Annotated in this window: 17 protein-coding genes, 1 tRNA gene and 1 riboswitch; of the genes, 8 read left to right on the top strand and 10 right to left on the bottom strand. The window is 72.7% G+C overall.

The window, feature by feature from the left end; all coding sequences use genetic code 11:
- Positions 1-255: 255 nt before the first annotated feature.
- The 3 genes from ACZ5TL_RS00090 to ACZ5TL_RS00080 form a co-directional block, all read right to left on the bottom strand.
- Positions 256-780, bottom strand: a complete 525-nt coding sequence (locus ACZ5TL_RS00090) for a MarR family winged helix-turn-helix transcriptional regulator (protein ID WP_468586050.1) — start codon at positions 778-780, stop codon at positions 256-258.
- 101 nt (positions 781-881) lie between these two features.
- The gene (locus tag ACZ5TL_RS00085; RefSeq protein ID WP_468586048.1) at positions 882-1523 is read right to left on the bottom strand and encodes a GTP cyclohydrolase II; all 642 of its coding nucleotides are present in this window, start codon (positions 1521-1523) and stop codon (positions 882-884) included.
- Between the two features lie 132 nt (positions 1524-1655).
- Positions 1656-2171, bottom strand: a complete 516-nt coding sequence (locus ACZ5TL_RS00080; protein WP_468586046.1) for a MarR family winged helix-turn-helix transcriptional regulator — start codon at positions 2169-2171, stop codon at positions 1656-1658.
- A gap of 77 nt (positions 2172-2248) precedes the next feature.
- Between ACZ5TL_RS00080 and ACZ5TL_RS00075 the strand changes: the two genes are divergently transcribed.
- From ACZ5TL_RS00075 to ACZ5TL_RS00065, 3 genes are all read left to right on the top strand, one after another.
- On the top strand, positions 2249-3379 hold the full coding sequence (locus ACZ5TL_RS00075) for a dihydrofolate reductase family protein (RefSeq protein WP_468586044.1): 1131 nt from the start codon (positions 2249-2251) through the stop codon (positions 3377-3379).
- Positions 3380-3502: 123 nt separating this feature from the next.
- Positions 3503-3576: transfer RNA gene (locus ACZ5TL_RS00070), tRNA-Met, on the top strand.
- A 311-nt stretch (positions 3577-3887) separates the two neighbouring features.
- Positions 3888-4044, top strand: a riboswitch (cyclic di-AMP (ydaO/yuaA leader).
- An 11-nt stretch (positions 4045-4055) separates the two neighbouring features.
- Positions 4056-5096 carry a M23 family metallopeptidase gene (locus ACZ5TL_RS00065; protein ID WP_468586042.1) on the top strand — a complete coding sequence of 347 codons (1041 nt, stop codon included), beginning with the start codon at positions 4056-4058 and terminating at the stop codon, positions 5094-5096.
- A gap of 160 nt (positions 5097-5256) precedes the next feature.
- On the opposite strand, the gene ACZ5TL_RS00060 is transcribed toward ACZ5TL_RS00065, so the two are convergent.
- The 4 genes from ACZ5TL_RS00060 to ACZ5TL_RS00045 form a co-directional block, all read right to left on the bottom strand.
- On the bottom strand, positions 5257-6594 hold the full coding sequence (locus ACZ5TL_RS00060) for a PrsW family intramembrane metalloprotease (protein ID WP_468586040.1): 1338 nt from the start codon (positions 6592-6594) through the stop codon (positions 5257-5259).
- A gap of 59 nt (positions 6595-6653) precedes the next feature.
- A complete protein-coding gene (gene trmB / locus ACZ5TL_RS00055) occupies positions 6654-7481 on the bottom strand; it encodes a tRNA (guanosine(46)-N7)-methyltransferase TrmB (RefSeq protein WP_468586038.1) in 828 nt (275 codons plus the stop codon).
- 36 nt (positions 7482-7517) lie between these two features.
- On the bottom strand, positions 7518-8723 hold the full coding sequence (gene lhgO, locus ACZ5TL_RS00050) for an L-2-hydroxyglutarate oxidase (protein WP_468586036.1): 1206 nt from the start codon (positions 8721-8723) through the stop codon (positions 7518-7520).
- 140 nt (positions 8724-8863) lie between these two features.
- The gene (locus ACZ5TL_RS00045) at positions 8864-10288 is read right to left on the bottom strand and encodes an MFS transporter (RefSeq protein WP_468586034.1); all 1425 of its coding nucleotides are present in this window, start codon (positions 10286-10288) and stop codon (positions 8864-8866) included.
- A gap of 803 nt (positions 10289-11091) precedes the next feature.
- Between ACZ5TL_RS00045 and ACZ5TL_RS00040 the strand changes: the two genes are divergently transcribed.
- Positions 11092-13206, top strand: coding sequence for an asparagine synthase-related protein (locus ACZ5TL_RS00040; RefSeq protein ID WP_468586032.1), 2115 nt, complete (start codon positions 11092-11094; stop codon positions 13204-13206).
- Between the two features lie 255 nt (positions 13207-13461).
- On the opposite strand, the gene ACZ5TL_RS00035 is transcribed toward ACZ5TL_RS00040, so the two are convergent.
- On the bottom strand, positions 13462-15435 hold the full coding sequence (locus ACZ5TL_RS00035) for a sigma-70 family RNA polymerase sigma factor (RefSeq protein WP_468586030.1): 1974 nt from the start codon (positions 15433-15435) through the stop codon (positions 13462-13464).
- A gap of 288 nt (positions 15436-15723) precedes the next feature.
- Positions 15724-16488 carry a TetR/AcrR family transcriptional regulator gene (locus tag ACZ5TL_RS00030; protein WP_468586028.1) on the bottom strand — a complete coding sequence of 255 codons (765 nt, stop codon included), beginning with the start codon at positions 16486-16488 and terminating at the stop codon, positions 15724-15726.
- A gap of 376 nt (positions 16489-16864) precedes the next feature.
- Here ACZ5TL_RS00030 and ACZ5TL_RS00025 point away from each other — a divergent pair, with 376 nt between their 5' ends.
- The 3 genes from ACZ5TL_RS00025 (at position 16865) to ACZ5TL_RS00015 (ending at position 20235) form a co-directional block, all read left to right on the top strand.
- Positions 16865-18244, top strand: a complete 1380-nt coding sequence (locus ACZ5TL_RS00025) for an NAD(P)/FAD-dependent oxidoreductase (protein ID WP_468586026.1) — start codon at positions 16865-16867, stop codon at positions 18242-18244.
- Between the two features lie 174 nt (positions 18245-18418).
- Positions 18419-20083, top strand: a complete 1665-nt coding sequence (locus ACZ5TL_RS00020) for an ATP-binding SpoIIE family protein phosphatase (RefSeq protein WP_468586024.1) — start codon at positions 18419-18421, stop codon at positions 20081-20083.
- The gene (locus ACZ5TL_RS00015) at positions 20080-20235 is read left to right on the top strand and encodes a hypothetical protein (RefSeq protein ID WP_468586022.1); all 156 of its coding nucleotides are present in this window, start codon (positions 20080-20082) and stop codon (positions 20233-20235) included. The genes ACZ5TL_RS00020 and ACZ5TL_RS00015 overlap by 4 nt, the downstream gene beginning before the upstream one ends.
- Before the next feature lie 53 nt (positions 20236-20288).
- Here ACZ5TL_RS00015 and ACZ5TL_RS00010 read toward each other — a convergent pair whose 3' ends face one another.
- Positions 20289-21554 carry an MFS transporter gene (locus tag ACZ5TL_RS00010; RefSeq protein WP_468587036.1) on the bottom strand — a complete coding sequence of 422 codons (1266 nt, stop codon included), beginning with the start codon at positions 21552-21554 and terminating at the stop codon, positions 20289-20291.
- Positions 21555-21676: 122 nt separating this feature from the next.
- Here ACZ5TL_RS00010 and ACZ5TL_RS00005 point away from each other — a divergent pair, with 122 nt between their 5' ends.
- Positions 21677-22225 (top strand): MarR family winged helix-turn-helix transcriptional regulator, encoded by a 549-nt coding sequence (locus ACZ5TL_RS00005; protein ID WP_468586020.1) that lies wholly within the window; start codon positions 21677-21679, stop codon positions 22223-22225.
- Positions 22226-22748 lie beyond the last annotated feature (523 nt).

The raw sequence follows: 22748 nt of genomic DNA, 5'->3' as shown, positions 1-22748 counted from the left end.
ACGGCCGCACGGTCTGGGTGCGTGGTCGGCGTCGGTCGGCAGCATGGCTGGGGTGCGTGGTCGGCGTCGGGCGGCCGTACGGTCTGGGTGCGTGACCGGGGTCGGGCGGCAGCATGGCTGGGAGGCGTGACCGGGGCGGGCGGTTGTACTGCTTGGGTGCGTGGTTGGCGGCGGGCGGCCGCACGGCTCGGGGCCTGGCCGGTGCTGGGCGTACCGGCGCCGAGCGGCCCGCTCACCCCGGGGTCCGGCTGCCCCTCACCGACCGTCGGGGCCGCCGGCGCGGGGCACACCCGAGTCCCGCACCGCCATGAACTCCCGCAGCCCTCTGCTGAGCGCCGCCCGTTCCGCCGGTCGCATCGCTGCCAGGGCCGTCGCCAGGGCCTCGGCGCGGCGGTCGGCGACGTCGCTCAGGACGTGGTGGCCGTGGGGGGTGAGCCGGAGCTGTACTTCGCGGCGGGTGTCGGGGTGCGGGGCCCGTTCCAGGAGGCCGGCCGCCGCGAGGCGGTCGCAGAGGCGGCTGGCCGTGGGGAGGCCGATGTCCAGTCCGTCCGCCAGGGCCGTGAGGTTGAGGCCGGGCGCCGCGGCCACCGTGCGCAGCGCCCGCAGCTGATGCGGGGACAGGCGCAGGGACGCGTCCTGGGCGGCGACCGACCACAGGGCCGTCAGGCTCTCCACCGCATCGGCGATCTGGGACGCGACGGCCTCCGGGCCATCGCCGGGTCCTCTCGCCCGGTGGTCGCCGGGGCCGCCGAGATCGGTCACGAAACGGTCACTTTCCATAAGCTCCGGGTACTGCGGAGGTCGCCCTCTTCCAAAGGCTGTACCCGAAGAGCCGAGGGGCAAGCAGTCCCGTTCAGCGGCAGGCCGGACCGAGGGGTGGCTCAGCCGGCGCTGAGCTCCGTCAGCGCGGCGAGCGGCAGCGTGTGCCGCGTCTGGAGGACCTTGGCGCGCAGGTAGCGGACGTTGTGCGCGGTGGTGAAGACGCCCGTGGGGACGCGGTCGCGGACGCCGACGCCCAGCTCACGCAACTGACCTGCCTTGTCGGGGTTGTTGGAGAGCAGGTCCAGTTCGCCGATGCCCAGGGCCCGGAGCATCTGGGCCGCCGCCGTGTAGTCGCGGGCGTCCTCCGGCAGTCCCAGGGCCGCGTTCGCCTCGTACGTGTCGAGGCCCTCGTCCTGGAGGGCGTAGGCGTCGAGCTTGTTGTAGAGGCCGATGCCCCGGCCCTCCTGGCGGAGGTAGAGGAGCACACCGCCGCGCTCGGCTATGCGCTCGACGGCCTCGCGCAGCTGCGGACCGCAGTCGCAGCGGGCCGAGCCGAACACGTCCCCGGTCAGGCACTCGGAGTGCAGCCGCACCAGCGGGACCGGGCCCGGCTCGCCCAGGACGACGGCCACGTGCTCCCGGCCGTCGGCCAGGCCGTGGAAGGTGACGAGCTCGGCGTCGGCCTCGTAGCCGTCGTGGAAGCGCAGGGGGACCCGGACGCGGGAGCGCGGGGTGGCGATGACGGCGGGAGTGTCGGGCATGCGGGGCCTCCGGGTCCGTTCCTGTTCGGCTGCACAGCCGGTGTTGCTTCAGATTTGAAGCATAACCACGAGCGGAACCCTACTCGTGCTTTAAATTTGAAGCAACGAGATCGCGGTGCCTTGTGGCGCGCGTCACGAACAGGCCGACGAGGACCTCCGCCGCCACGGCACGTCGTCCGACGCCGGCCGCGTCCCGTCCTCCTGGAGCCCTCGCGCGATCGCTGCCGAGATCTCCTCCAACTGCCCCACCTGCTCCTCGCTGAGCCGGTCGAACAGGAAACTCCGCACGGTCTCGACATGCCCGGGCGCCGCCCTATCCAGTACGGCGAACCCCTCGTCGGTCAGGGCCGCGATGCTGCCCCGCTTGTCGTGCCGGCAGGCCTCGCGCCGCAGCATGCCGTCCTTCTCCAATCGCGTCACCGCGTACGTCAGCCGGCTGCGCGTGATCTTCAGCCGCTCGGCGAGATCGGTCATGCGCAGTCGCCGGTCCGGGGACTCCGACAGGACGGACAGGATGGAGTAGTACAGGTGCGGCATGCCGGCGTCCTGCTGGAGCTGCCGGTCGATCGCGTCCTCCAGGAGCAGCGAGGCGGCGATGTAGGCGCGCCAGGCGCGCTGCTCCTCGGAGGTGAGCCAGCGAGTCGTCATGTCGCCAGTGTAGGTTTGTTTCAAACTTGAACCAAGACCTGTCCAGTCCCGCCGTCCCGACCAGTCGCGGAGCGTCGATGCCCCACCCGTACGTCCTGCTGTCCGCCGCCGTCTCCCTCGACGGCTACCTGGACGACACCGGACCCGAACGCCTGCTCCTGTCCAGCCCCGCCGACTTCGACCGGGTCGACGAGGTCCGGGCGTCCGTCGACGCGATCCTGGTCGGCGCCGGCACGCTGCGCGCCGACAACCCGCGGCTCCTGGTCAACTCCGCCGAGCGGCGCGCCGCCCGCACGGCCGCCGGCGAGCCGGAGTACCCCCTCAAGGTCACCGTCAGCGGCTCCGGCGACCTCGACCCGGACGCCCGGTTCTGGCACACCGGCGGCGAGAAGGTCCTCTACACGACCGACCGGGGCGCCGAGCGCGCCCGCGCCCTCGGTCTCGACACCGGCATCGTCCCCCTCGGCCCCGGCCTCGACTGGCGCCGGCTCCTCACCCACCTGCACGACGTCCGGGGCGTACGGCGGCTCATGGTCGAGGGCGGCGGCCAGATCCACACCCAGCTCCTCACCCAGGGCCTCGCCGACGAGCTCCAACTGGTCCTCGCCCCGCTGTTCGTGGGCGACCCCGGGGCGCCGCGCCTCTTCGGGCCCGGCGGCTACCAGGCCGGCCGGCTCCGGCTGCTGGAGACCAGGCGGATCGAGGACGTCGTCCTCATGCGCTACGAACCGACCGCCCCGGGTACCGGCCCCCTCCCGGTCGCCGCCGACCACCACTGGCTGGCCCTCGCCTGCGAACTGGCGGAGCGGTGCCCGCCCTCGGGCGCGGCGTTCAGCGTGGGCGCGGTGGTGGTCGCGGCCGACGGCACGGAACTGGCCCGTGGTCACTCCCGAGAGGGCGGCGACCCGGTCGTGCATGCCGAGGAGGCGGCCCTGGCCAAGACCGACCCGGCCGACCCGCGGCTCGCGGGCGCGACGGTGTACAGCAGCCTGGAGCCCTGCGCCCGCCGCGCCTCCCGCCCCGCCCCCTGTGCCCGGCTGATCCTCGACGCGGGTGTCCGCCGGGTCGTCACGGCCTGGCGCGAGCCGGACACCTTCGTGACCGAGGCCGACGGCAGCGGCCTCCTGGCGGCCGGGGGAGTGGAGGTCCTCGTCCTCCCGGAGTACGAGGAGCGGGCCAAGGCCCCGAACGACCACCTGGCGCGCTGACGTTGCCCGGCGCCGACGGGCTTTCACCGTGTGGCGGACCTGTGCGGCGCGGGCGCCCAGGGGTGGCTGAGGGGCGGGTGGCGCGAGCGGTCCCGCGGATGGCGTACACTGGAGTCACAACGGCGCGGGGTGGAGCAGCTCGGTAGCTCGCTGGGCTCATAACCCAGAGGTCGCAGGTTCAAATCCTGTCCCCGCTACTGAAGGCCGAGGGCCGGAATCCGAAAGGGTTCCGGCCCTCGGTGTTTTCCGGGACTTCCCCAGCCTCCCGTACGGAACTCGCCCTTACTGTCGGTGAGCGAAGCACCTCACTCCGCATCACAACTGACACACCGTCAAAGCACTGGAGTCACTTGCGGAGCGGCCAACTCGCCCGATTTGGACTGGTCGTGGCAGGTAAGTCCGCGCGAAAAAGGTTAATGATCAAGTGGAATCGCTGGAATACCCACCGCGCGTCTATTAACGTTCGATAACGCAGCGCGGTCGTCCCAGCCGTCACAGAAGGCGGCTCCGTGCGCACGCGCCGAATCCCGAAAGGGAACCGGGGAACCACCACTTGGGGTGAATCGGGCGTATGCCGCCGTGGAAGCACGGCCGGTATACGCGCGTAGGAGACCTTCCTGCTCCGAACCCGTCAGCTAACCCGGTAGGCGAGAAGGAAGGAAAGGAGTACGCCTACGTGGCGTCCAACCGGCCTGCCCCCGAGGCCCCGCTCGCGACGGACCAGCGCGACACCGAGTTCTTCGGCTACGGCGGTCAGCGCACCGATGAGGGCCCGTTCCAGGAGTGGAACCCCACGGCGGAGTCCATCCGTCCCGTCCGTGGCCGGCACCGCGTCACCAAGCAGCGCGGCGGAGGGCTCGCCCGCAGCTCCACCGTCCTGGGCGTCGGCGTCATAGCCGCCGTGGGCGCGGGCGGCATGGCCAGCGCCCAGACCGGCAAGCCGCCGGTGTCGATCTCCGTTCCGGACCTTCCCTCGGTGGGTTCCCTCATCTCGGACGACGACACCCCCGAAGGTTCCGCCACCCCGCTCAGCAGCCTCGGCACGGTGTCCGCCGAGACCGAGCAGGGCACCGACGGCACCAACGGCGCCGGCGAGGCGCTGCGCGCCCGGATCCTGGCCCAGGTCGAGCACCAGCAGGACCAGATCGAGACCAAGGCCGCGCAGGACGCCGCGGCCGCCGCCGAGAAGGCAGCGGCGGAAGCCGTCGCCAAGGCGGAGAGGGAAGCCAAGGCCAAGGCCGCCGAAGCCAAGAAGAAGGCGGAGGAGGAGGCCCGCAAGAAGGCCGAGGCCGAGCGGCTCGCCGCCCTCGCCAAGCAGTACACGCTGCCGACCTCCTCGTACACCGTCACCTCCACCTTCGGCCAGGCCGGCGCCTACTGGTCCTCCGGCTACCACACGGGCCTGGACTTCGCCGCGCCCACGGGTACCCCGGTCAAGGCGGTCCACAGCGGCACGATCACGGAGGCGGGCTGGAGCGGCTCGTACGGCTACAAGACCGTCCTGACCCTCGATGACGGCACGGAGATCTGGTACGCGCACCAGTCGTCCATCGGCGTCAGCGTCGGCCAGAAGGTCAGCACCGGTGACGTCATCGGCCGCGTCGGCGCCACGGGCAACGTGACCGGCGCGCACCTGCACCTCGAGGTCCACGCTGCCGGTTCCAGCAGCGGCATCGACCCGATGGCCTGGCTGCGGGACAAGGGACTGAACCCCTAACCGCTAACCGCTAACCGCCAGTCGAAGCACCGGCAGCCCTGATGACGCCCCCCCCGGCATCAGGGCTGCCGGTTTCGCAGGTGCGGGGGCGGTCACGGGGTCCTGCCGAGCGGACGGGCCCGGCGGCCGTTCCGTGCCCGGCGCCAGCGCCCGGGCTTCCTCACGACCGGTACGGGTTGTACGCGGGGTACGGCTGATGGCCGTACCCGTGCACCCCGACCTCGTACGCCCCGTACATCGGCCAGGGCGGGGCCGCCACCGGTACCGGAGGGGCCGTGACGCGTGCAGCGTGGCCCAGCGCGGGGCGGGCCGCCTCCCGCCGTCGCCACAGTTCGCCGAGCAGTTCCCGCTCCCGTTCCACGAAGCCGGCCCCGGCTCGGCCGCGGCGGGCCCGGTGCCGCAGGAACGCCAGGGACGTCGCGTACGCCTCGTACCGCGCCACCTCCCGTGCCGCGGCCTTCCCCGCGTGCCGGCGGGCGTACCGGCGCGCGATCCGCCGGGCCCGCATCGAGCCGAGCGCGTACGGCTCCGCCGCGGACAGCCAGCCGGCCACCGCGTACGCGGGCAGCTCCTCCCGTACGGTCCTCAGCTCCCGCTGCCGTGTCCAGACCACCAGCCACGTCAGCAGCCCGAAGATGGGCACCATGAACGCCGCGTACACGGCGAAGAAGCCGTACTCGCCGAACGTCGACGAGCCGTTCCACATGGCGTGCATGCCCATCGCCAGCAGCAGTCCGGAGAGCGGGAAGGCGACGCGGCGGAGGTGCCGGCGGTCCGCCGAGAGCGCGGAGACGCCGAAGCCGATGCCCGTGAGGACGGTGAAGAGAGGGTGCGCGAACGGCGACATGACGATGCGCACGAAGAAGGTCGCCGCCGTCACGGAGGCGATGCCGGTGTGGCCGGTGAGCTGGTCGGTGCCGAAGGCGGTGCCCAGGTAGAGGATGTTCTCCGTGAACGCGAAGCCGGTGGCCGTGACGCCGGCTGTGACGACTCCGTCGATGATGCCGGTGAAGTCGCGGCGGCGGAACAGGAAGATCAGCAGGACGGCCGCCGCCTTGGCCGTCTCCTCCACCACCGGGGCTATGACCGTCGCGCCGAGTGTGTCCGCGCTGGACGGGTCCGCGGTCGCCGTCGCTATCCAGCGGGTCGCGAAACTGTTGGCGACGATCGCTATCAGCGCCGCCGCGCAGGCGCCCCAGGCGAAGCAGAACAGCAGGTTCCGCCAGGGGCCCGGTTCGACCCGGTCCAGCCAGCGGAACGCGGCTATCAGCAGCGGGACCGGGAGGACGGCCAGACCCAGCCCGACCAGGAACCCCTCCGTGCCGGTCTCCTCGCGGACCAGGGCCAGGATGACGAGGCCGGATATCGCGAGGAGCGTGCTCGGCGCGCCGTAGCGCACCCAGGGCCGCTGCCACCAGTGTGCGTGCCGCAGCGAACCGCCGACGGGTACGCCGCCGGCGGGGCCGCTGGGGTAAGGGTGCGGGGGGCAGGTGGCCACTGCGTTGACCCTAACGACGGAGGGGCGCTGTCCGCGGGCGGGAGAGGTGCCGGGTGCGGTCAGGCGCCGGTGGGGGGCTGGTCCACGTGCTGTACGCGACGGAAGAGGAGGTCGTTCACGACATGTCCCTTGTCCAGTCCCTGGCCCTCGAAACGGGTCAGGGGCCGGAAGTCCGGGCGCGGCGCGAAACCGCCGTCCGCCTGTGTGTTCTCGAAGGCGGGGTGTGCCGTGAGCACGTCGAGCATCTGCTCGGCGTACGGCTCCCAGTCGGTGGCGCAGTGGACGATCGCGCCGGGCCTCAGGCGCGTGGCGGCGAGGGTCAGGAAGTCGGGCTGGATGAGCCGGCGCTTGTGGTGCCGCTTCTTGGGCCAGGGGTCGGGGAAGTAGACGCGGAGACCGTCGAGGGAGTCCGGGGCGAGCATCTCGCGGAGGAGGATGATCGCGTCGCCGTTGCCGACGCGGACGTTGGACAGGCCGCCCCGGTCGGCGAGGTTGAGCAGGTTGCCCTGGCCGGGGGTGTGGACGTCGACGGCGAGGATGTTGGTGGCGGGGTCGGCGGCGGCCATCTGGGCGGTGGCCTCGCCCATGCCGAAGCCGATCTCCAGGACGACGGGGTTGTCGTTGCCGAACAGGTCGGGGAGGTCGAGGCCGCGGCCGTCGATGTCGAGGCCCCACTTCGGCCACAGGCGCTGCAGGGCGTCCGCCTGGCCTGCCGTGACCCTGCTCCGCCGGGGCTGGAAACTCCGGATCCGCCGCTCGAAGTGGGACCCGGCGGGGTCGGCCTGCGGCCCGTCGGGGAAGCGCGGCTCTCCCTTGGCCCGGGTGTGCCGGATAGAGGCACCGGGGTCGTGGGGCGAGGTCTCGGGGGTGTTCACGGAGTCAGACACAGTGAGGCCGATTTTACGGCGCCCGGTACCGGACGGTCACAGCGCGCTCAACGCCCTCCGCGCCACCTCCCGGCCGATCGGCAACGAGGCCGTGGCCGCGGGGGACGGCGCGTTCAGCACGTGCACCGTACGCGCGCCCTCGCGGATCAGGAAGTCGTCGGCCAGCGTGCCGTCCCGCAGGACGGCCTGGGCCCGCACGCCCGCCGCCGTCGGCACCAGGTCGTCCTCCGACACGACGGGCAGGAGTCTGCGCACCGCTTCCGTGAAGGCCCTCTTGGACACCGACCGCCGCAGCTCCCCCGCCCCGTACCGCCAGTGCCGGCGGGCGATCCGCCACGACCCGGGCCATGCCAGGGTCGCCCCCAGCTCGCGCATCCGGACCGTGCCCCACCCGTACCCCTCCCGGGCCAGCGCCGGCACCGCGTTGGGCCCGATGTGGACACCTCCGTCGATCCCCCGGGTGAGGTGCACCCCGAGGAAGGGAAACGCCGGATCGGGGACGGGATACACCAGCCCCCGCACCAGCTCCGGCCGGGCCAGCTCGTAGTACTCGCCCCGGAACGGCACGATCCGCACGTCCGGGTCGTCCCCGGTCAGCCGGGCGATCTCGTCGCTGTGGAGGCCCGCGCAGTTCACCAGCATCTGCCCGCGCACGACGTCCCCGGCGGCCGTGAGCACCGCGACGCCCCGCTCGGGGCGGCGGTCGACACGGACCACTCGTGTGCCGTAGCGGATCTCCGCGCCCGAGCCGTGCGCCAGCTGACGCGCGACCGCGACGAAGTCGCAGATCCCGGTGGTGCCGACGTGTATCGCGGCGAGGCCGCGCACCTCCGGTTCGTACTCCGCGATCTGGGACGCGCCCAGTTCACGGACCGGAATGCCGTTTTCCCGGCCGCGCTGCACGAGGGCGTGCAGGCGGGGCAGCTCCGCGCGGTCGGTCGCGACGATCAGCTTGCCGGTGACTGCGTGCGGGATGCCGTACTCGGCGCAGAACTTGACCATCTCCGCCGCGCCCCGCACCGCGTAGCGCGCCTTGAGGGAGCCGGGGCGGTAGTAGATGCCGCTGTGGATGACGCCGCTGTTGCGGCCGGTCTGGTGCCGGGCCGGGCCCGGTTCCTTCTCCAGGACGGTGACACGCGTCCCGGGCGCGGCGCGGGTGATCGCGTACGCCGTGGACAGACCGACGATCCCGCCGCCGATCACCAGCACGTCACAGTCGTATGCGGGCCGCACGAACACCACCTCCCACCTCGATAGTGCACTGCGCCACTGACAGACCCTTCAAACGCGGGGACGGCAGCTCGCCCTCAGGGGCGCGCGGAACCGCGCGAACCGCCACGACGAGACCCGCGGCTCCAAGATCACGGCAACCCGGTGGCCGGTCACGCGGGAGCCATCAGCAGAGGCCGCGCCCGCTCGCGCAGCTCCACCACCCGCGGCTCGTCGCCGTACGGCTCCAGCCGGTGCAGGAGGTCCTTCACGTACTCCGTGGTCCGGGCCGACGAGATGCGCCCGGCGACCTCCACCGCCCGCACCCCCTGCTCGCACGCCGCGTCCAGGTTCCCCGACTCCAGTTCGGCGACCGCGGAGACGACCAGGCGCAGACCGTGCGAGCGGACGAACTCCTCCGTCGGTTTCGACAGCGCCTGCTCGGTGAAGCGACGGACCTGGCGGGGCGCCTTGAGGTCGCGGTAGCACTCGGCCGCGTCGGCGGCGAAACGGTCGTAGGAGTAGAAGCCGAGCCAGCTCGGGTCGTTGTCGCCGGGGCGGGCTCGCTCCAGCCAGCTCTCGGCCGCCTTCAGGGCGCCGCCGGCCGCCGGGGCGTCACCCGCACGCGCGTGTGCCCGGGCCTCGACGAGGCGGAAGAAGCTCATCGTGCGGGCCGTCGCCAGGCCGCGGTTGCGTTCCAGGGCGGCCTGGGCGAGGTCCACGCCCTCGTCGCCGAAGCCGCGGTAGGTGGCCTGGAGGGACATGGAGGCCAGGACGTACCCCCCGAGGGGGACGTCCGCCGCCGCCCGGGCCAGGCGCAGGGCCTGGATGTAGTAGCGCTGGGCCGCTTCCTGCTGGCCGGTGTCGAAGGCCATCCAGCCGGCGAGCCGGGTGAGTTCGGCGGAGGCGCCGAAGAGGGCCCGGCCGACCTCGTCGGAGTAGGAGCCGAGCAGGAGCGGAGCCGCCTCCACCCGCAAGCACTCGGGGACCATCGACGAACGCCAGTCGCCGCCGCCGTACTTGGAGTCCCAGCGCCGCGCGTCCTCGGCGGCCTCCCGCAGCTTCTGCACATCGCTGTGGCCGACTTTGAGCGGTGCGCCGGAGCCCTCTCCGGGGCCCACGTCACGCGCGACCGAACTGTCGGCCGGGGTTATCAGCCATCGCGAGGCGGGCGTTGCGTATGCGCTCACTGCGAACGATCCGGCCAGCGACTGCCAGATGCCGCCGGACCCGGCACGGCGGCCGGCGAGGTCGAGGCGGTACAGCTCCGTCGCGGACTTCACCGCCTGGCCGACGTCCCGCGGGAAGGCGAGGCCGACTTCGGGGGCGGGGTCCGCGTCCGCCAGGCCGATCTCGTGGAGCGGCACCGGGCGGCCGAGCTTCTGGCCGATGGCGGCGGCGATGAGGTGCGGCGCCGCACCCTGCGGCACCATTCCCTTCGACACCCAGCGCGCCACCGACGTCTTGTCGTAGCGAAGTGTCAGGCCGCGCTGGGCACCGAGATCGTTGACGCGCCGCGCGAGGCCTGCGTTGCTGATTCCCGCGAGGGCGAGAACGGCGCCGAGTTTTTCGTTCGGCCCGCGTTGCTCCCTGGACATGAGCCACCCCTCGACACAGACGGCTGCCGCGCTGGCATAACCGTGCGGCATTCGTAAACCCAGCGTAGTTCGCCGCATCCCAAGCGTTAAGGGGCATTCTTCCGGTTGGCGGGATTGTGGTCCGTACTGAAGTGCGGTTCAGATACGGGCAGTTGCGGTGTGCTCCCGCTGTGTGGCCGTGCGCCCGGCCGTGCGCTCTTCTCCAGCCATCGCGGGAGCGGTTCCATGGTCATCGCGTGGGTCGGCCCGCTGTACTGGATCCAGTGGGCTGGGGGACACCGCCGCCTTCATCCCCGCGGGCGGCGGAACGGTCCGGGAGGCGGACTCCGTCTCCCGGACCGCGCGACCGGGTGGCAGTGTGCGGAGCCTGTACGGAGCGTGTTCGACGCTGCCTGTGTGACGGCGATTTGGCTGAAAATCGACCCCGCCGGTCGTGGGGTGTCAGGGCTCCGACCACGGTACTTGAGGGCGCTTCCGGCGTGTTTGGGGCGCACATCGGGGGCGCATTCGCGTCGCAGTCGTACCGGAGACATGTCGCTGGCCTGCCTTGATTGTTGGCCGTTCTCTTCCTTTCGCCTTCTCTTCCCCTCGTCACGGCTGTCGTCTTCTTCGCTCGTTCTTTCTCTCGTCCTCGTGTGCGGCGTGCGGGTGTTCGTGGTGTTTCGGTCTCCACGGGCGGCTCCGCCGGGGCGCATTGGGCGGAGCGCGAGCGGCGCGGGCACCCTCTGGAGCGCTTCCTTCATGGCAGCATGGTGAACCGGTTCGTACGGTGCACTGGTTGTCCACAGCTTGTGGAGGCGGCGATGCGGTGGTTGGTGGGGTGGAGCAGCACCGCCGCGGGAGCCGTCGCCGCCGGCGCGGCGGGGGCCACCGGGCACGACGGTGAGACCGTGCACCCGGTGGGGTCCCAACTCCTGTGGGGCGACCCCGATCCGCTCTGGGCGGTCGGCGACTGGCGCCCCGACGAGGTGCGGGTCGTGCGGGCCGACGAGCGGACCCGGATCGCCGTTCTCGGCATCTGCGGCGCCACCGACGAGCAACTGCGCGTCGCGCTGTTCGCCGCGCGCGGCGGGGCACTTCGGCATCTCACCGCCTGGCCCGGGAGCTACACCGCGATTGTGCAGGCCGGCAGGAGGATCACCGTCTGCGGCGATCTCGCGGGCGCACGGCCGGTGTTCCACACCCCGTGGGCCGGCGGTACGGCGTACGCGACGGCCGCGCTGCCGCTGGCCGACCTCGTCGAGGCCAACCTCGACTTCGGGCACCTCGCCGCGCTGCTGGCCGCCCCTGACGTGCCCGCCGCGCTGCACGACTCCACGCCGTACGACGGCGTGAAGCGCATTCCTCCGGGACACGCGCTCATCCTGCGCGCCGGGGCGCGGGAGATCGCCGGATACGAGCCCGTCGCCTCGCTCGTGGTCGCCGCTCCTCCGGCCGATCCCGACAGCGCGGTCGACGCCGTGCGCGACGCGCTCGTGGAATCCGTACGGACGCGGCTGTCCGCGCCGCGGCACGTCCCCGGGGCGGACATCGACCCCGGGCCCGTGCCCGGCATGGGACCCGCCGAGCGGCGTGCCGCGCGCGGGATGCCCGTTCCGGGGATCGGCGCGGACCTGTCCGGGGGGCCGGCCTCCGGGGCGCTGGCGCTGCTGGCCGCGGGCCTGCCCGGCATGCCGGGCACCGTGCTGGGGCACGGCACGGGCGCGGGGGAGCGGCTGCTGGCGGTGACCTTCAACGACCTCGCCGTCGCGGGGCGGGAGGCCGAGCTGGAGCGGGCCGGGGAGCTCGCGGCCAACCCGCGGCTGCACCACGTGGTCGTGGCGGGCGGGGAGGAGACCCTTCCGTACGCCGACCTGGACGGTCCGCTGACGGACGAACCCGGGCCGTGCCTGGTGTCGGCGGCGCGGCACCGGGCCCGGCTGGCGGCCGGCAGCGCGGACCACTTCACGGGGTACGGCGCACGTCAGGTCCTGGACGCCCATCCGGCGCGGCTGGCCGACCTGCTGATGGACCGCAAGCGGCGTCATCTCGTGCGGCCGGTCGCCGCGTTGGCCAAGGCCGACGGGTCGGTACTGGTGCCCGCGCGCGTGTACGCGGCGGCGCGGCGGTTGTCCCGGACGCCGTACCGGACGGGGCTGGAGTCCCTGGCCGAGCGTCTCCTCGACCACCGGCCGGACGACGGACTCGACGCGCCCGGCGGGGCGGTCGACGCCTCGCTCGCCGCGCTGACCTGGGGCAGACCCGGGCCGGCCGCGCGCTGGCTGACCGGTGAGGCGCTCGCTGAAGTATCGGTTCGTCTCCAGGCGTCCACGCACCGCTCGGAGTTGGTGGGGCCGGGACAGCGCCCGGGGGACTTCCGCGCGCGTGCGGCGCTGGCGCGGGCCGCGGCGGACCTGCGGGTGCTGGAGCAGGCCGCGGAGGTCCGCTTCCAGCGGCTGCACGCTCCGTTCCTCGACAACCAGGTCGTGCGGGCGGCCCGGGCGCTGCCCGAGGCCCTGCGGGTACGGCCGGGGGCCCGGGCGGCGATCCTGCGCACGGTGCTGGAGGGCGCCGGGGTACGGGAGCTGCCGCCCGGGTGGGGCGCACCGACCCAGGCGACGGCGGCGGCCGCCGCGCGCACGGGCTTGCGGGTGGCGGCGGACTCGCTGATCACGCTGTTCGACACGCCGCTGCTGGCGGAGGCGGGGCTGGTCGAGGCGCGGGTGGTCCGCAAGGCGTTGCGCGGCGCGGCGGCGGGCGAACCCCTCCCTCTGGACGGTCTCGCGGACCTGGTCTCCCTGGAACTGTGGCTCCGCCGCCTGCTGTCCCGCCGCGGCACGTGCTGGACGGGCACGCCGGCACGGCAGCGAGCGGTACCAGCCGGGATCGCGCCGCAGCGGGGGGCGCTGGGGGCCGGAGCCGGCGGGCGGCGGGGGTAGGGAGCAGTACCGCTTGGCCGCGCCTCGGCTGTGGGCAGCTCGGCAGTGAGACCGAGCACCTGTGGGCGAGGCCCCCGGCAATGCCCGGTCACAACGTGCCGGAGCTCGCCCAAGCGGAGCGGACGGAGGCCCGCGGCCCGCGGCCCGCGCCGCACCGGGCGCGGGCCGATGCGCCTAGGAGCACGCCTCGGGCACAGCCCCTCACCCCGGACGACGTCCCGCGCGAGCTGCGCGAGGCGCGCAGCGTGTATGCCGCTAGCGGCAGGTGAACTTCGACTCCGCCCAGTCCGCGAGGGCCAGGTCGTCGAGGGCGCCGCGCGGCTCCACGACCAGCTGGACGGTGCTGCGGCCGGTGAGGTTCACCCGGACGGGGACGGCCGGGTCGCCGCCCTCGACCAGCCCGGACCGCCAGAGCCGGACACCGTCGGCGTGGACGGAGAAGTACACCTTGCCGAGCTTCAGCGTCAGGTCGTCGACTCCGACGCGCGCCTCGTACGCGGAGCAGGGGCGGTTGAGGTCGATGGTGACGGAGGAGCGGCCGTGCACCGTGACGCCGTGCGCGTACCGCTGGTCGCCGACCGACATGCCGTACCGCTTCCAGACCCAGCTGCTCGACCCGATCCGCATCTCGGGTTCGGTGCCGTCGCCGGTGATGTCGTACGACAGGTCGCTCCACTGGTAGACGGCCGGGGCGGGCGGGGGTGGAGGCGGAGTGGGTGGGGGAGTGAGTGTGGGGGCCGGAGGGGGCGTCGGGCGCGGGGACGCGGGCGGCCGGGTGGGTGTCGGTGTCGGTGTCGGTGTCGCGGACGGTGCGGGACTCGGGCCGGTCCTGGAGGCCGGTGCCGGCGTGGGCGTGGCGGCGCCCACGGGCACGATCGCCGGAGGCCGCGGCCCGGGTTCCCGCTGCGAAGGGGCGGGTGTGGGCTCACCGGGCCGCACCACGGACGACGGCGCGGGGGAGGAAGGCGTCGCCCTCGCCTCCTCCTTCGGCTTCTCGTTGCCGGCCAGCGCCAGCACCACCGCGGCCGCGACACCGACGGCGACCACACCGGCCGCGACACCGGCCTTCAGCGGCGCACCGACCCCCTCGGAGGCCGCCGCACCACCACCTCCGGCCCCACCGGACGAGCCGCCCGCCGCCGCTCCCGCCCCGGCGGACGAGCCTCCGCCCGCCGCGGCCGCCCCCGCCGCGCCGGCCGCTCCCGCACCGGCGCCCCCGGCGATGAGCCCGGCCGCCTTCGCGTACCCGGCGGCACCGAACCAGCCAATGACGGCGACCGGCACGACGGCCGGGATGCCATCGGCCACTTCCGCGATCTGGCTCGCGGCCAGCCGGCACTTCGCACACTCCTCCAGGTGCTTGCGCAGCCCCCGCCCGGCACGTGTGCGCAGCCGCCCGCGGGCGTAGGTGCCGAGGTGGTCGGCGTAGCGCGCGCATTCCTCGTCGGCGGTGAGCGTGGCGCTGACGTGGGCCTGGAGATAGGCCTGCTTCAGGCCCTCACGGGCCCGGCTGGCGAGCACGCGGGTGCCGTTGGCGTCCAGGCCGAAGAGCGTGGCGACCTCGCTGGGCGACTCGTCCTCGACCTCGGTGTGCCACAGCACGGCCTGCCACCGCTCCGGCAGTGACCGGAAGGCCCGCATGGCCATCGACTGCTCGGCCTCGTGCATCGCCCGTACGTCGGCGCCCCGCACGAGCGGGTCGTCGTCGGAGATGCCGGAGCCGCGTGCGGACTGGGCGGCGAACACCGCGAAGTCGTCGACGAGCTGCTCCCGCCGCGCCGACCTCGTCCAGGACGCGGCGACGCGCCGGACGGAGGTGAGCAGGTACGCGCGTACGGCGTACGCGGGGCCGGCTCCGCCGCGCACGGCCTGGAGCATGCGGGCGAAGACCTCGGCGGTCAGGTCGTCCGTGGTGTGGGCGTCACGGCAGCAGGTCCGGGCGTACCGGCGCACGGCCCGCGCGTGACGCCGGAACAGTTCCTCGTACGCCGTGTCGTCGCCCGCGCGCATGCGGTCGACGAGGTCGGCGTCGGACGGCGGCAGCTCGCGCGGCGGCGGCAGGAGACTGTCCTCGCGCCCTGCGCGCTGGGCCGGGACCGAGCCGTCGGCGGGACGTCCGCCCGGCGGAACGCTTCCGCGCCCGCCCTGACTCGGCACCTGGGGCGGGAGGGGACCGCCGGTCGTGGCGTCCCCGTCACCGCTCGACTCGTTCCGCCCGTCAACGCTCATCGCGGAAAGCCCCCGCCCGCCGCCCAATCCGTCCAGATACCGGGTCAGAGTGCCACAGCGGTCCTTGGCCAGAACCCCGGAGTTCCGACCATCACTCATCTGTGGGGATTTACCGCACGTCAGTACTAGCCGTCACTCGTTCGGAGAATGCTCCTTCGCTCGGGAAAGGCTCTCTCTTTGCTCAGGGAAGCCCCCTACTTCGCTCCGGGCCCGAGGTCCACCGCCCGGCTCGATCGCTCCGGGCCCGCGGCCCACCGGCCAACTCGGCTCGCCCCGGGCCCCGCGAGCTCACGCCGGCCGGGACCGCAGGCCCTCCAGCAGGATGTCCAGCAGCCGGGCCGACGCGGCCGCCTGCTGTGCAGCGTCGGGCAGCGAGGGCGCGGCCGTCGCGATCACCAGCAGGACGTCCGAGACGGACACGTCCGCCCGCAGCTCACCCGCCGCACGCGCCCGCTCCACGAGCTGACCGACGACCTCGAGCAGCGCCGACGTCCCGGCGTCGTCCTCAGCCCCGACCGCTGGCGCCGGCGCGACCGCCACCGGCGCGTCCGGCACCAGCCGCAGCTCCGTCCCACCCGGCTGGGTCCGCTGCTGCGGCACCCGGGCACCACCGGACCCGTCCTCGACGGACACCCGCAGCACCTGAGGCGGCAGCAGCCGCCCGGCGCCGGAGGCCACCGACGTGCGCAGGAAGCGCGACAGCGCCGACCACGGCTCGTCCTCCTGCCCGAGAGCCGCACGCGCCTGTTCGGTCAGCCGGGAAGTCTCCTCCTCGGCTATCCGCCGCACCAGGACGTCCTTGCTCGGGAACCGCCGGTACACCGTGCCCACGCCGACGCGCGCGCGCCGCGCCACGTCCTCCATCGGCGCGCCGTACCCCAGCTCGCCGAAGACCTCGCGTGCCGCACGCAGCACGTGCTCCAGATTGCGCTGTGCGTCCACGCGCAGCGGTGTGGTCCGCGCACCGTCCCCGCGTCCGCCGCCCGCCGCGCTCATCGTCACACCGCCCGCGAGGGCAGATGCGGACGACCAATGAGAATCCTGAACATGCATATGTATTCCCCCGGTAATGACGTCTCCCCCCGGAGACACTCCCCGCCATGCGATGACGGGACGAGGGAACAGGCTCGGGTCTGTGGGCCCGCCCGTCGCGGACCCGGTGAGCGCATCCCCCTCCACCCCGTCGACACACGAACATAGTTGAGAGGGAGTCAATTCAGAAGGGGCAGGTTCCGCACGGAGCGCCCACCGATCGGAGTACGGGCCGCATACGTCCCGAATGTGCCCCCGCGCGCCCCCCACGCCACCCCAGCTGACCTGCACATATCCACCGCAGCCCGCTATTCCGGCCAACTCCGCGCGCGCTCCGGCCCCGGTCACACAATTCGTCGAGACTGTGGACAAACGCAAGCGACGGGTGCGTCATGGGATGGTGAAGGAACGTGCGCGCATTCTCGTTGTCGGCGGCGGCTACGTCGGGATGTACACGGCCCTGCGCCTGCAGCGCAGACTGAAACGGGAACTGGACCGGGACGAGGTCGAGATCACGGTCGTCACCCCCGACCCGTACATGACCTACCAGCCGTTCCTCCCCGAGGCCGCCGCCGGGGCCATCTCACCCCGCCACGTCGTCGTACCGCTGCGCCGCGTCCTCGACCGGTGCCGTGTCGTCATCGGCGAGGCCACCGCCGTCGACCACGCGAAACGCACCGCCACCATCACCACTCTCGCCACCGAGGAGGAGGGCACGGGCGGGCAGCGCCTGTCCTACGACGAACTCGTCCTCGCCCCCGGCTCCGTCTCGCGCACCCTCCCGGTCCCCGGCCTCGCCGACCACGGCATCGGCTTCAAGACCGTCGAGGAGGCCATCGGCCTGCGCAACCACGTCATCGAGCAGATGGACATCGCCTCCTCCACCCGCGACCCCGCGATCCGCGACGCGGCCCTCACCTTCGTCTTCGTCGGCGGCGGCTTCGCCGGAGTGGAGGCGCTCGGCGAACTGGAGGACATGGCCCGCTACGCCGCGCGCTACTACCACAACATCCGGCCCGAGGACATGAAGTGGATCCTCGTCGAGGCCTCGGACCGCATCCTGCCCGAGGTCGGCGAGGAGATGGGCCGATACACCGTCACCGAACTGCGCCGCCGCAACATCGACGTCCGCCTCCACACCCGCCTCGAGTCCTGCGCCGACCGCGTCGCCGTCCTCAGCGACGGTGCCCGCTTCCCCACCCGTACGGTCGTGTGGACGGCCGGCGTGAAACCCCACCCGGTGCTCGCCGCCACCGACCTGCCCCGCAACGGCCGCGGACGCCTCACGTGCACAGCCGAACTGGCCGTCGAGGGCGCCACGCACGCGTGGGCCGCCGGAGACGCCGCCGCCGTTCCCGACGTGACGGCCGACGAGCCGGACCGCGCATGCGCCCCCAACGCCCAGCACGCCCTCCGCCAGTCCAAGGTCCTCGCCGACAACATCGTGCACACCCTGCGCGGCGAGCCCCTGCAGACGTACGCACATGCCTACGCCGGTTCGGTCGCCTCCCTGGGCCTGCACAAGGGCGTCGCCCACGTCTACGGACGCAAGCTCAAGGGCTACCCCGCCTGGTTCATGCACCGCGCCTACCACCTCAGCCGCGTGCCCACCTTCAACCGCAAGGCGCGCGTGCTCGCCGAATGGGCCCTGGCCGGCCTGTTCAAACGGGAGATCGTCTCCCTGGGGTCACTCGAACACCCCCGGGCGGAGTTCGAACTCGCGGCCGGGGGAAAACCTCCCCAGGACCCCCCGCACAACCCGAAGGGGTCGTCCTGACCGGACCCAGGAACTCCACCGGCCGACCCGGCGTCTGACGGATGTCGGTCCGGTCCGCGCCCTGCCAGACTGGTCCACCACCGCGGGCGTGCCACCACACGCCCCGGTGCGGGCCCCCCGGGGCCCCGGCCGGTTCCGGTGCCGGCCGCCGACCACTACACGAGGCAAGGATTCGTGAACTTCACGCGCTGGAGCGCCCGGCTCCCCGGAACGCAGCGCCGCGCCGCAGCGCGGACCGAGCAGACGGCCTCCCCGGACCGGCGGGGGGAAGGCTCCGTACCCGCCGCCCGTGTCGAACAACTGACCGACGAGACACCGCGCGTACCTGCCGTCGACGACCTGCGGGTGCGCGAGGTCCTCGACCGCGTCCCGTCCCTCGTCGCCCTGGTCCACGGCCCCGACCACCGCATCGCCTTCGTCAACGACGCCTACACGACCGCATTCGGCCTACGCCCCCTCGGCGAACGAGCCCGCGAGGCCCTCCCCGAACTGGACGCCCTCGGCCTGTTCCCCCTCCTGGACCAGGTCCAGCGCAGCGGCAAGCCCCGCACGGTCAAGTCCCGCAAGGCCCCCGACGGCCGCTCCTACACCTTCACCTGCACCCCGGTCACCCAGGGCGACGGCGACAGCGGCAGTGAAGGCCGCGGCGTCCTCGTCTTCGCCACCGACGTCACCGACCACGCCGAAGCCGCCGAACGCCTGCGCGCCAGCGAACGCCGCCAGCGGGAGACCGCGGTCACCCTGCAGCGCTCACTGCTCCCCCAGGAGCTCGAAGAGCCCGACGACCTGCGCGTCGCCGCCACCTACCACCCCGGCGGCACCGAGGCCGCGGTCGGCGGCGACTGGTACGACGTCATCACTCTGGGCGGCGGCCGCACGGCCTTGGTCATCGGCGACGTCATGGGCCGCGGCGTCCGCGCGGCAGCGGTCATGGGCCAGCTCCGCACGGCGGTCCGCGCCTACGCCCGCCTCGACCTGCCTCCGCACGAGGTCCTCCAGCTCCTCGACGGCCTGGCAGCCGAGATCGACGCCAACCAGATCGCCACGTGCGCGTACGCGGTCCACGACCCGAACGAGGGCAAGCTGGTCTACGCCTCGGCGGGCCACCTCCCCATCCTGGTCCGCGACGAGAGCGGCACGGTCCTGCGCGCCGACGAACCCACCGGCCCCCCGCTCGGCACCGGCGGCTGGATGCACACCTCGGGCTCGATCCCGCTCGGCCCGGGTTCCACGGCCGTCCTCTACACGGACGGCCTGGTGGAGCGCCGGGACGCGGACCTCGACGAGGGCATCGCCGCCCTGGAACGCGCCCTGGCCGGCGCCACCGGCACGCCCCAGGTCGTCTGCGACCGGCTGGTCCGCTCGGCCGGCGTGACACCCGACCACGACGACGACGTGGCCGTACTGGTCCTCCAGCACCCCGCCCGCTCGGGCCCGGAGAGCGAGCTCTTCCGCAACGCGGCCCTGGAACTGCTCGGCGGTGTGGAAGCGGCCCCACGCGCGCGTGCCTTCGCCTCCGGCGTCCTGACCAGCTGGCGCTTCCCCGCCGACCTCCACGACCTGGGCGTCCTGGCCACCAGCGAACTGGTCGCCAACTCCCTCCAGCACGGCACCCCGCCGATGCGCCTGCGGCTGCGCCGCACCGACCGCCGCCTGATCGTCGAGGTCACCGACGGCGACGACCACCTCCCCAGACGCCGCCGCGCGGAACCGGGCGACGAATCGGGCCGCGGCATCGCCATCGTCGCCACGATCGCCTCGAACTGGGGCTGCCGCCGGACACCCGGCGGCGGCAAGGCGGTCTGGTGCGAGTTCGCCCTGCCGCGCGGGGGGATGTGACGGACGGCCGCGCCCGTACCGGGCCCCTGCCCGGCCTGGTGATCGCTGTGTTCCCGACCGTCGTCCTCGCCGCGGCGATCTACTTCGCCGCGCTGCTCGCCGCGGTCCACTCGGCCCACCGGCTCCGGGTGAGCGAGGCACGATCGGCCTGACCTGGCCTGACCCGGTCGGCCCCGCCCGGGCGCCCGCCGACGGCGCCGGTGTCTCACACGTCCGCGGAAACGGGCGCCCCGCCCCGTGCCACGACCCGGCTCTTCCCGAGCCACGGCTGATCCTGTACGTCGGTCAGCTGCCGCCCCAGCCGCACGGCGAGGACGGTGATCCCCAGCGAGAACACCAGGAACGCCACGATGTACGGCGCGTGCAGCGAGGCCCCCAGGGGCCCGCCCACCGCCGGCCCGACAGCCAGCGCGAGTTGCTTGACCAGCGCGAACGCGGAGTTGTACTGCCCGGCCATGCCCTCCGGCGCGAGATCCGCGACCAGCGGGGCCACGGTCGGTGACAGCATCGCCTCACCCAGACCGAACAGCGCGTACGTCGCCACGAACGCGGCCGTCGCCATCTCCTGGCTCCCGTGCCCGAGCCCCGCGTACCCGGCGACGGCCCACGCCACGGCCCAGATCAGCCCGACGACGGCGATCACCCGCGACCGCCTGCGCCGCTCCACGAACCGCAGCACCGCGAACTGGGCGACGACGATCACCAGAGTGTTGGCGGCCAGCGCCGTCCCCAGCGCGGACGTCGAGATCCCGGCGGCCTCGACCCCGTACGCGCTCAGCCCCGACTCGAACTGCCCGTAGCAGGCGAAGAACAGCACGAAACCCAGCACGCACAGCTGCACCATGGCCCGGTTGCCCAGCAGCTGCTTCCAACTGCCCCGCCCCGACACCACGGGCGCGTCCTCGATCCGCGGCGCGTGCGGCATCCGCACGGTCGCCGTCACCACGACCAGCAGCAGGAACATCGCCGCCTCGATCGCGAAGAGCAGGGTGAAGGAGGCGGCGCTCGACGTGTCGACGAGATGCCCCCCGATGAGGCCACCGACGCCGAGCCCGAGGTTCTGCAGGAAGAACTGCATGGCGAAGGCACGCGACCGTGTCTCCGCCGATGAGCAGTCCACGATCATCGTCGCGAGCGCCGGCTGCATCACGGCCTGCCCCGCCCCCAGCAGGGAGGCCGACACCAGCACGGCCGCCGCGCTGCTCGCGACCCCCAGACTCAGCGCGCCCAGGGCGGCGGTGACCAGCGCCGTGAGCAGCACCGGCAGCGGGCCGCGCCGGACGATGGCCCGCCCGGCGAACGGCAGCACGATCAGCGCGGCCACAGCGAAGACGGCGAGCACCAGACCCGCCGTCATGGCCCCCAGCCCTCGCACCTGCGCCACGTAGACGTACAGATACGGGACCGTGAAGCCGAGCCCGAACGCGCTGAGTGCGTTGCCCACGTGAATCCGGCGCATCGCTGCGCCCATCGCCCTGGTCACGTTCACCTCTCCCACAAGTTAGGAGTGAAGACTTCGATACTAAAGTTCGAAGCTAAAGAGTACATACCCAAGGACTTCAAGGCAAAGAACGGCCATGCCATACTGCGCCCATGGGCGACACCCCCGGCCCCAGCGAGCCGACCCTCGAAGAGCAGATCGCCGCGTACCAGCGCGAGTTCCAGGACCTCGACCCCCAGGTGGAGCAGATCGTCTCCGCCCTGTCCCGCCTGAACCGCCGCATGAACGTCGCATACGGCCGTCAGACCGCGGCCCTCGGCATCAGCAACGCGGAGTGGGAGGTCCTCAAGGCACTCGTCCTGTCCGGCGCCCCCTACCGCTTGGGCCCCAGCGACCTGGCCAAGCGACTCGGTCTGACCCCGGCCGCGATGACCCACCGGATCGACCGCATGGTTGCCGAATCTTTGGTGACCCGGGAGAGAGACGAGTCGAACCGCGTACGAGTCATCGTGGAGCTGACACCCGAGGGGCGTGAGAAGTGGCTGGAGGCGATGCGCCTGGCAACGGTCTTCGAGGAGGACCTGCTCCAGGACCTGTCCCCGCAGGAGCGCACGGCACTGGGCGAGGTGCTCACCCGCCTGCTGCGCCGGGTCGAGCACGCCCAGCCAGACGCCGGCGGACGCCTCACTGACCTGGAGTGACGCCGAGGCGAAAAGATCTTGACAGGCGCTACTTGACACCCCCCTACCGGATCCGTAAAGTTCTTCGGGTTGCCGCGGAGCCGTAACGGTTCTTCGGCAGCACTTCCGCCGCACCAGCGGCACCCAACCACTAGCAAGATCGCTCCCAACGGGGTTGATTTCGGCGTGCCCGAATTCAATTCGAATGGGGACTCGACGGCCTGAGATCGACAGAACCTCGATTTTGGAATCGCCGAGAGGACGCGCTAGGGTTGGATACGTCGGAACGGCCCAACAGCCGCGAAGACAAACCCTGCTGACAGGGAATCGGGCCCGAAAGGATCTGATAGAGTCAGAACCGCCGGAAAGGGAAACGCGGAAGCGGAAACCTGGAAAGCGCCGAGGAAATCGGATCGGAAAAGGATCTGATAGAGTCGGAAAAGCAAGACCGAAGGGAAGCGCCCGGAGGAAAGCCCGAGAGGGTGAGTACAAAGGAAGCGACCGTTCCTTGAGAACTCAACAGCGTGCCAAAAGTCAACGCCAG

This window comes from Streptomyces sp. NPDC033136, assembly GCF_055578235.1.
Note: the sequence above shows the minus strand (reverse complement) of the source record. Positions and strands in the feature narration are given on the sequence as shown.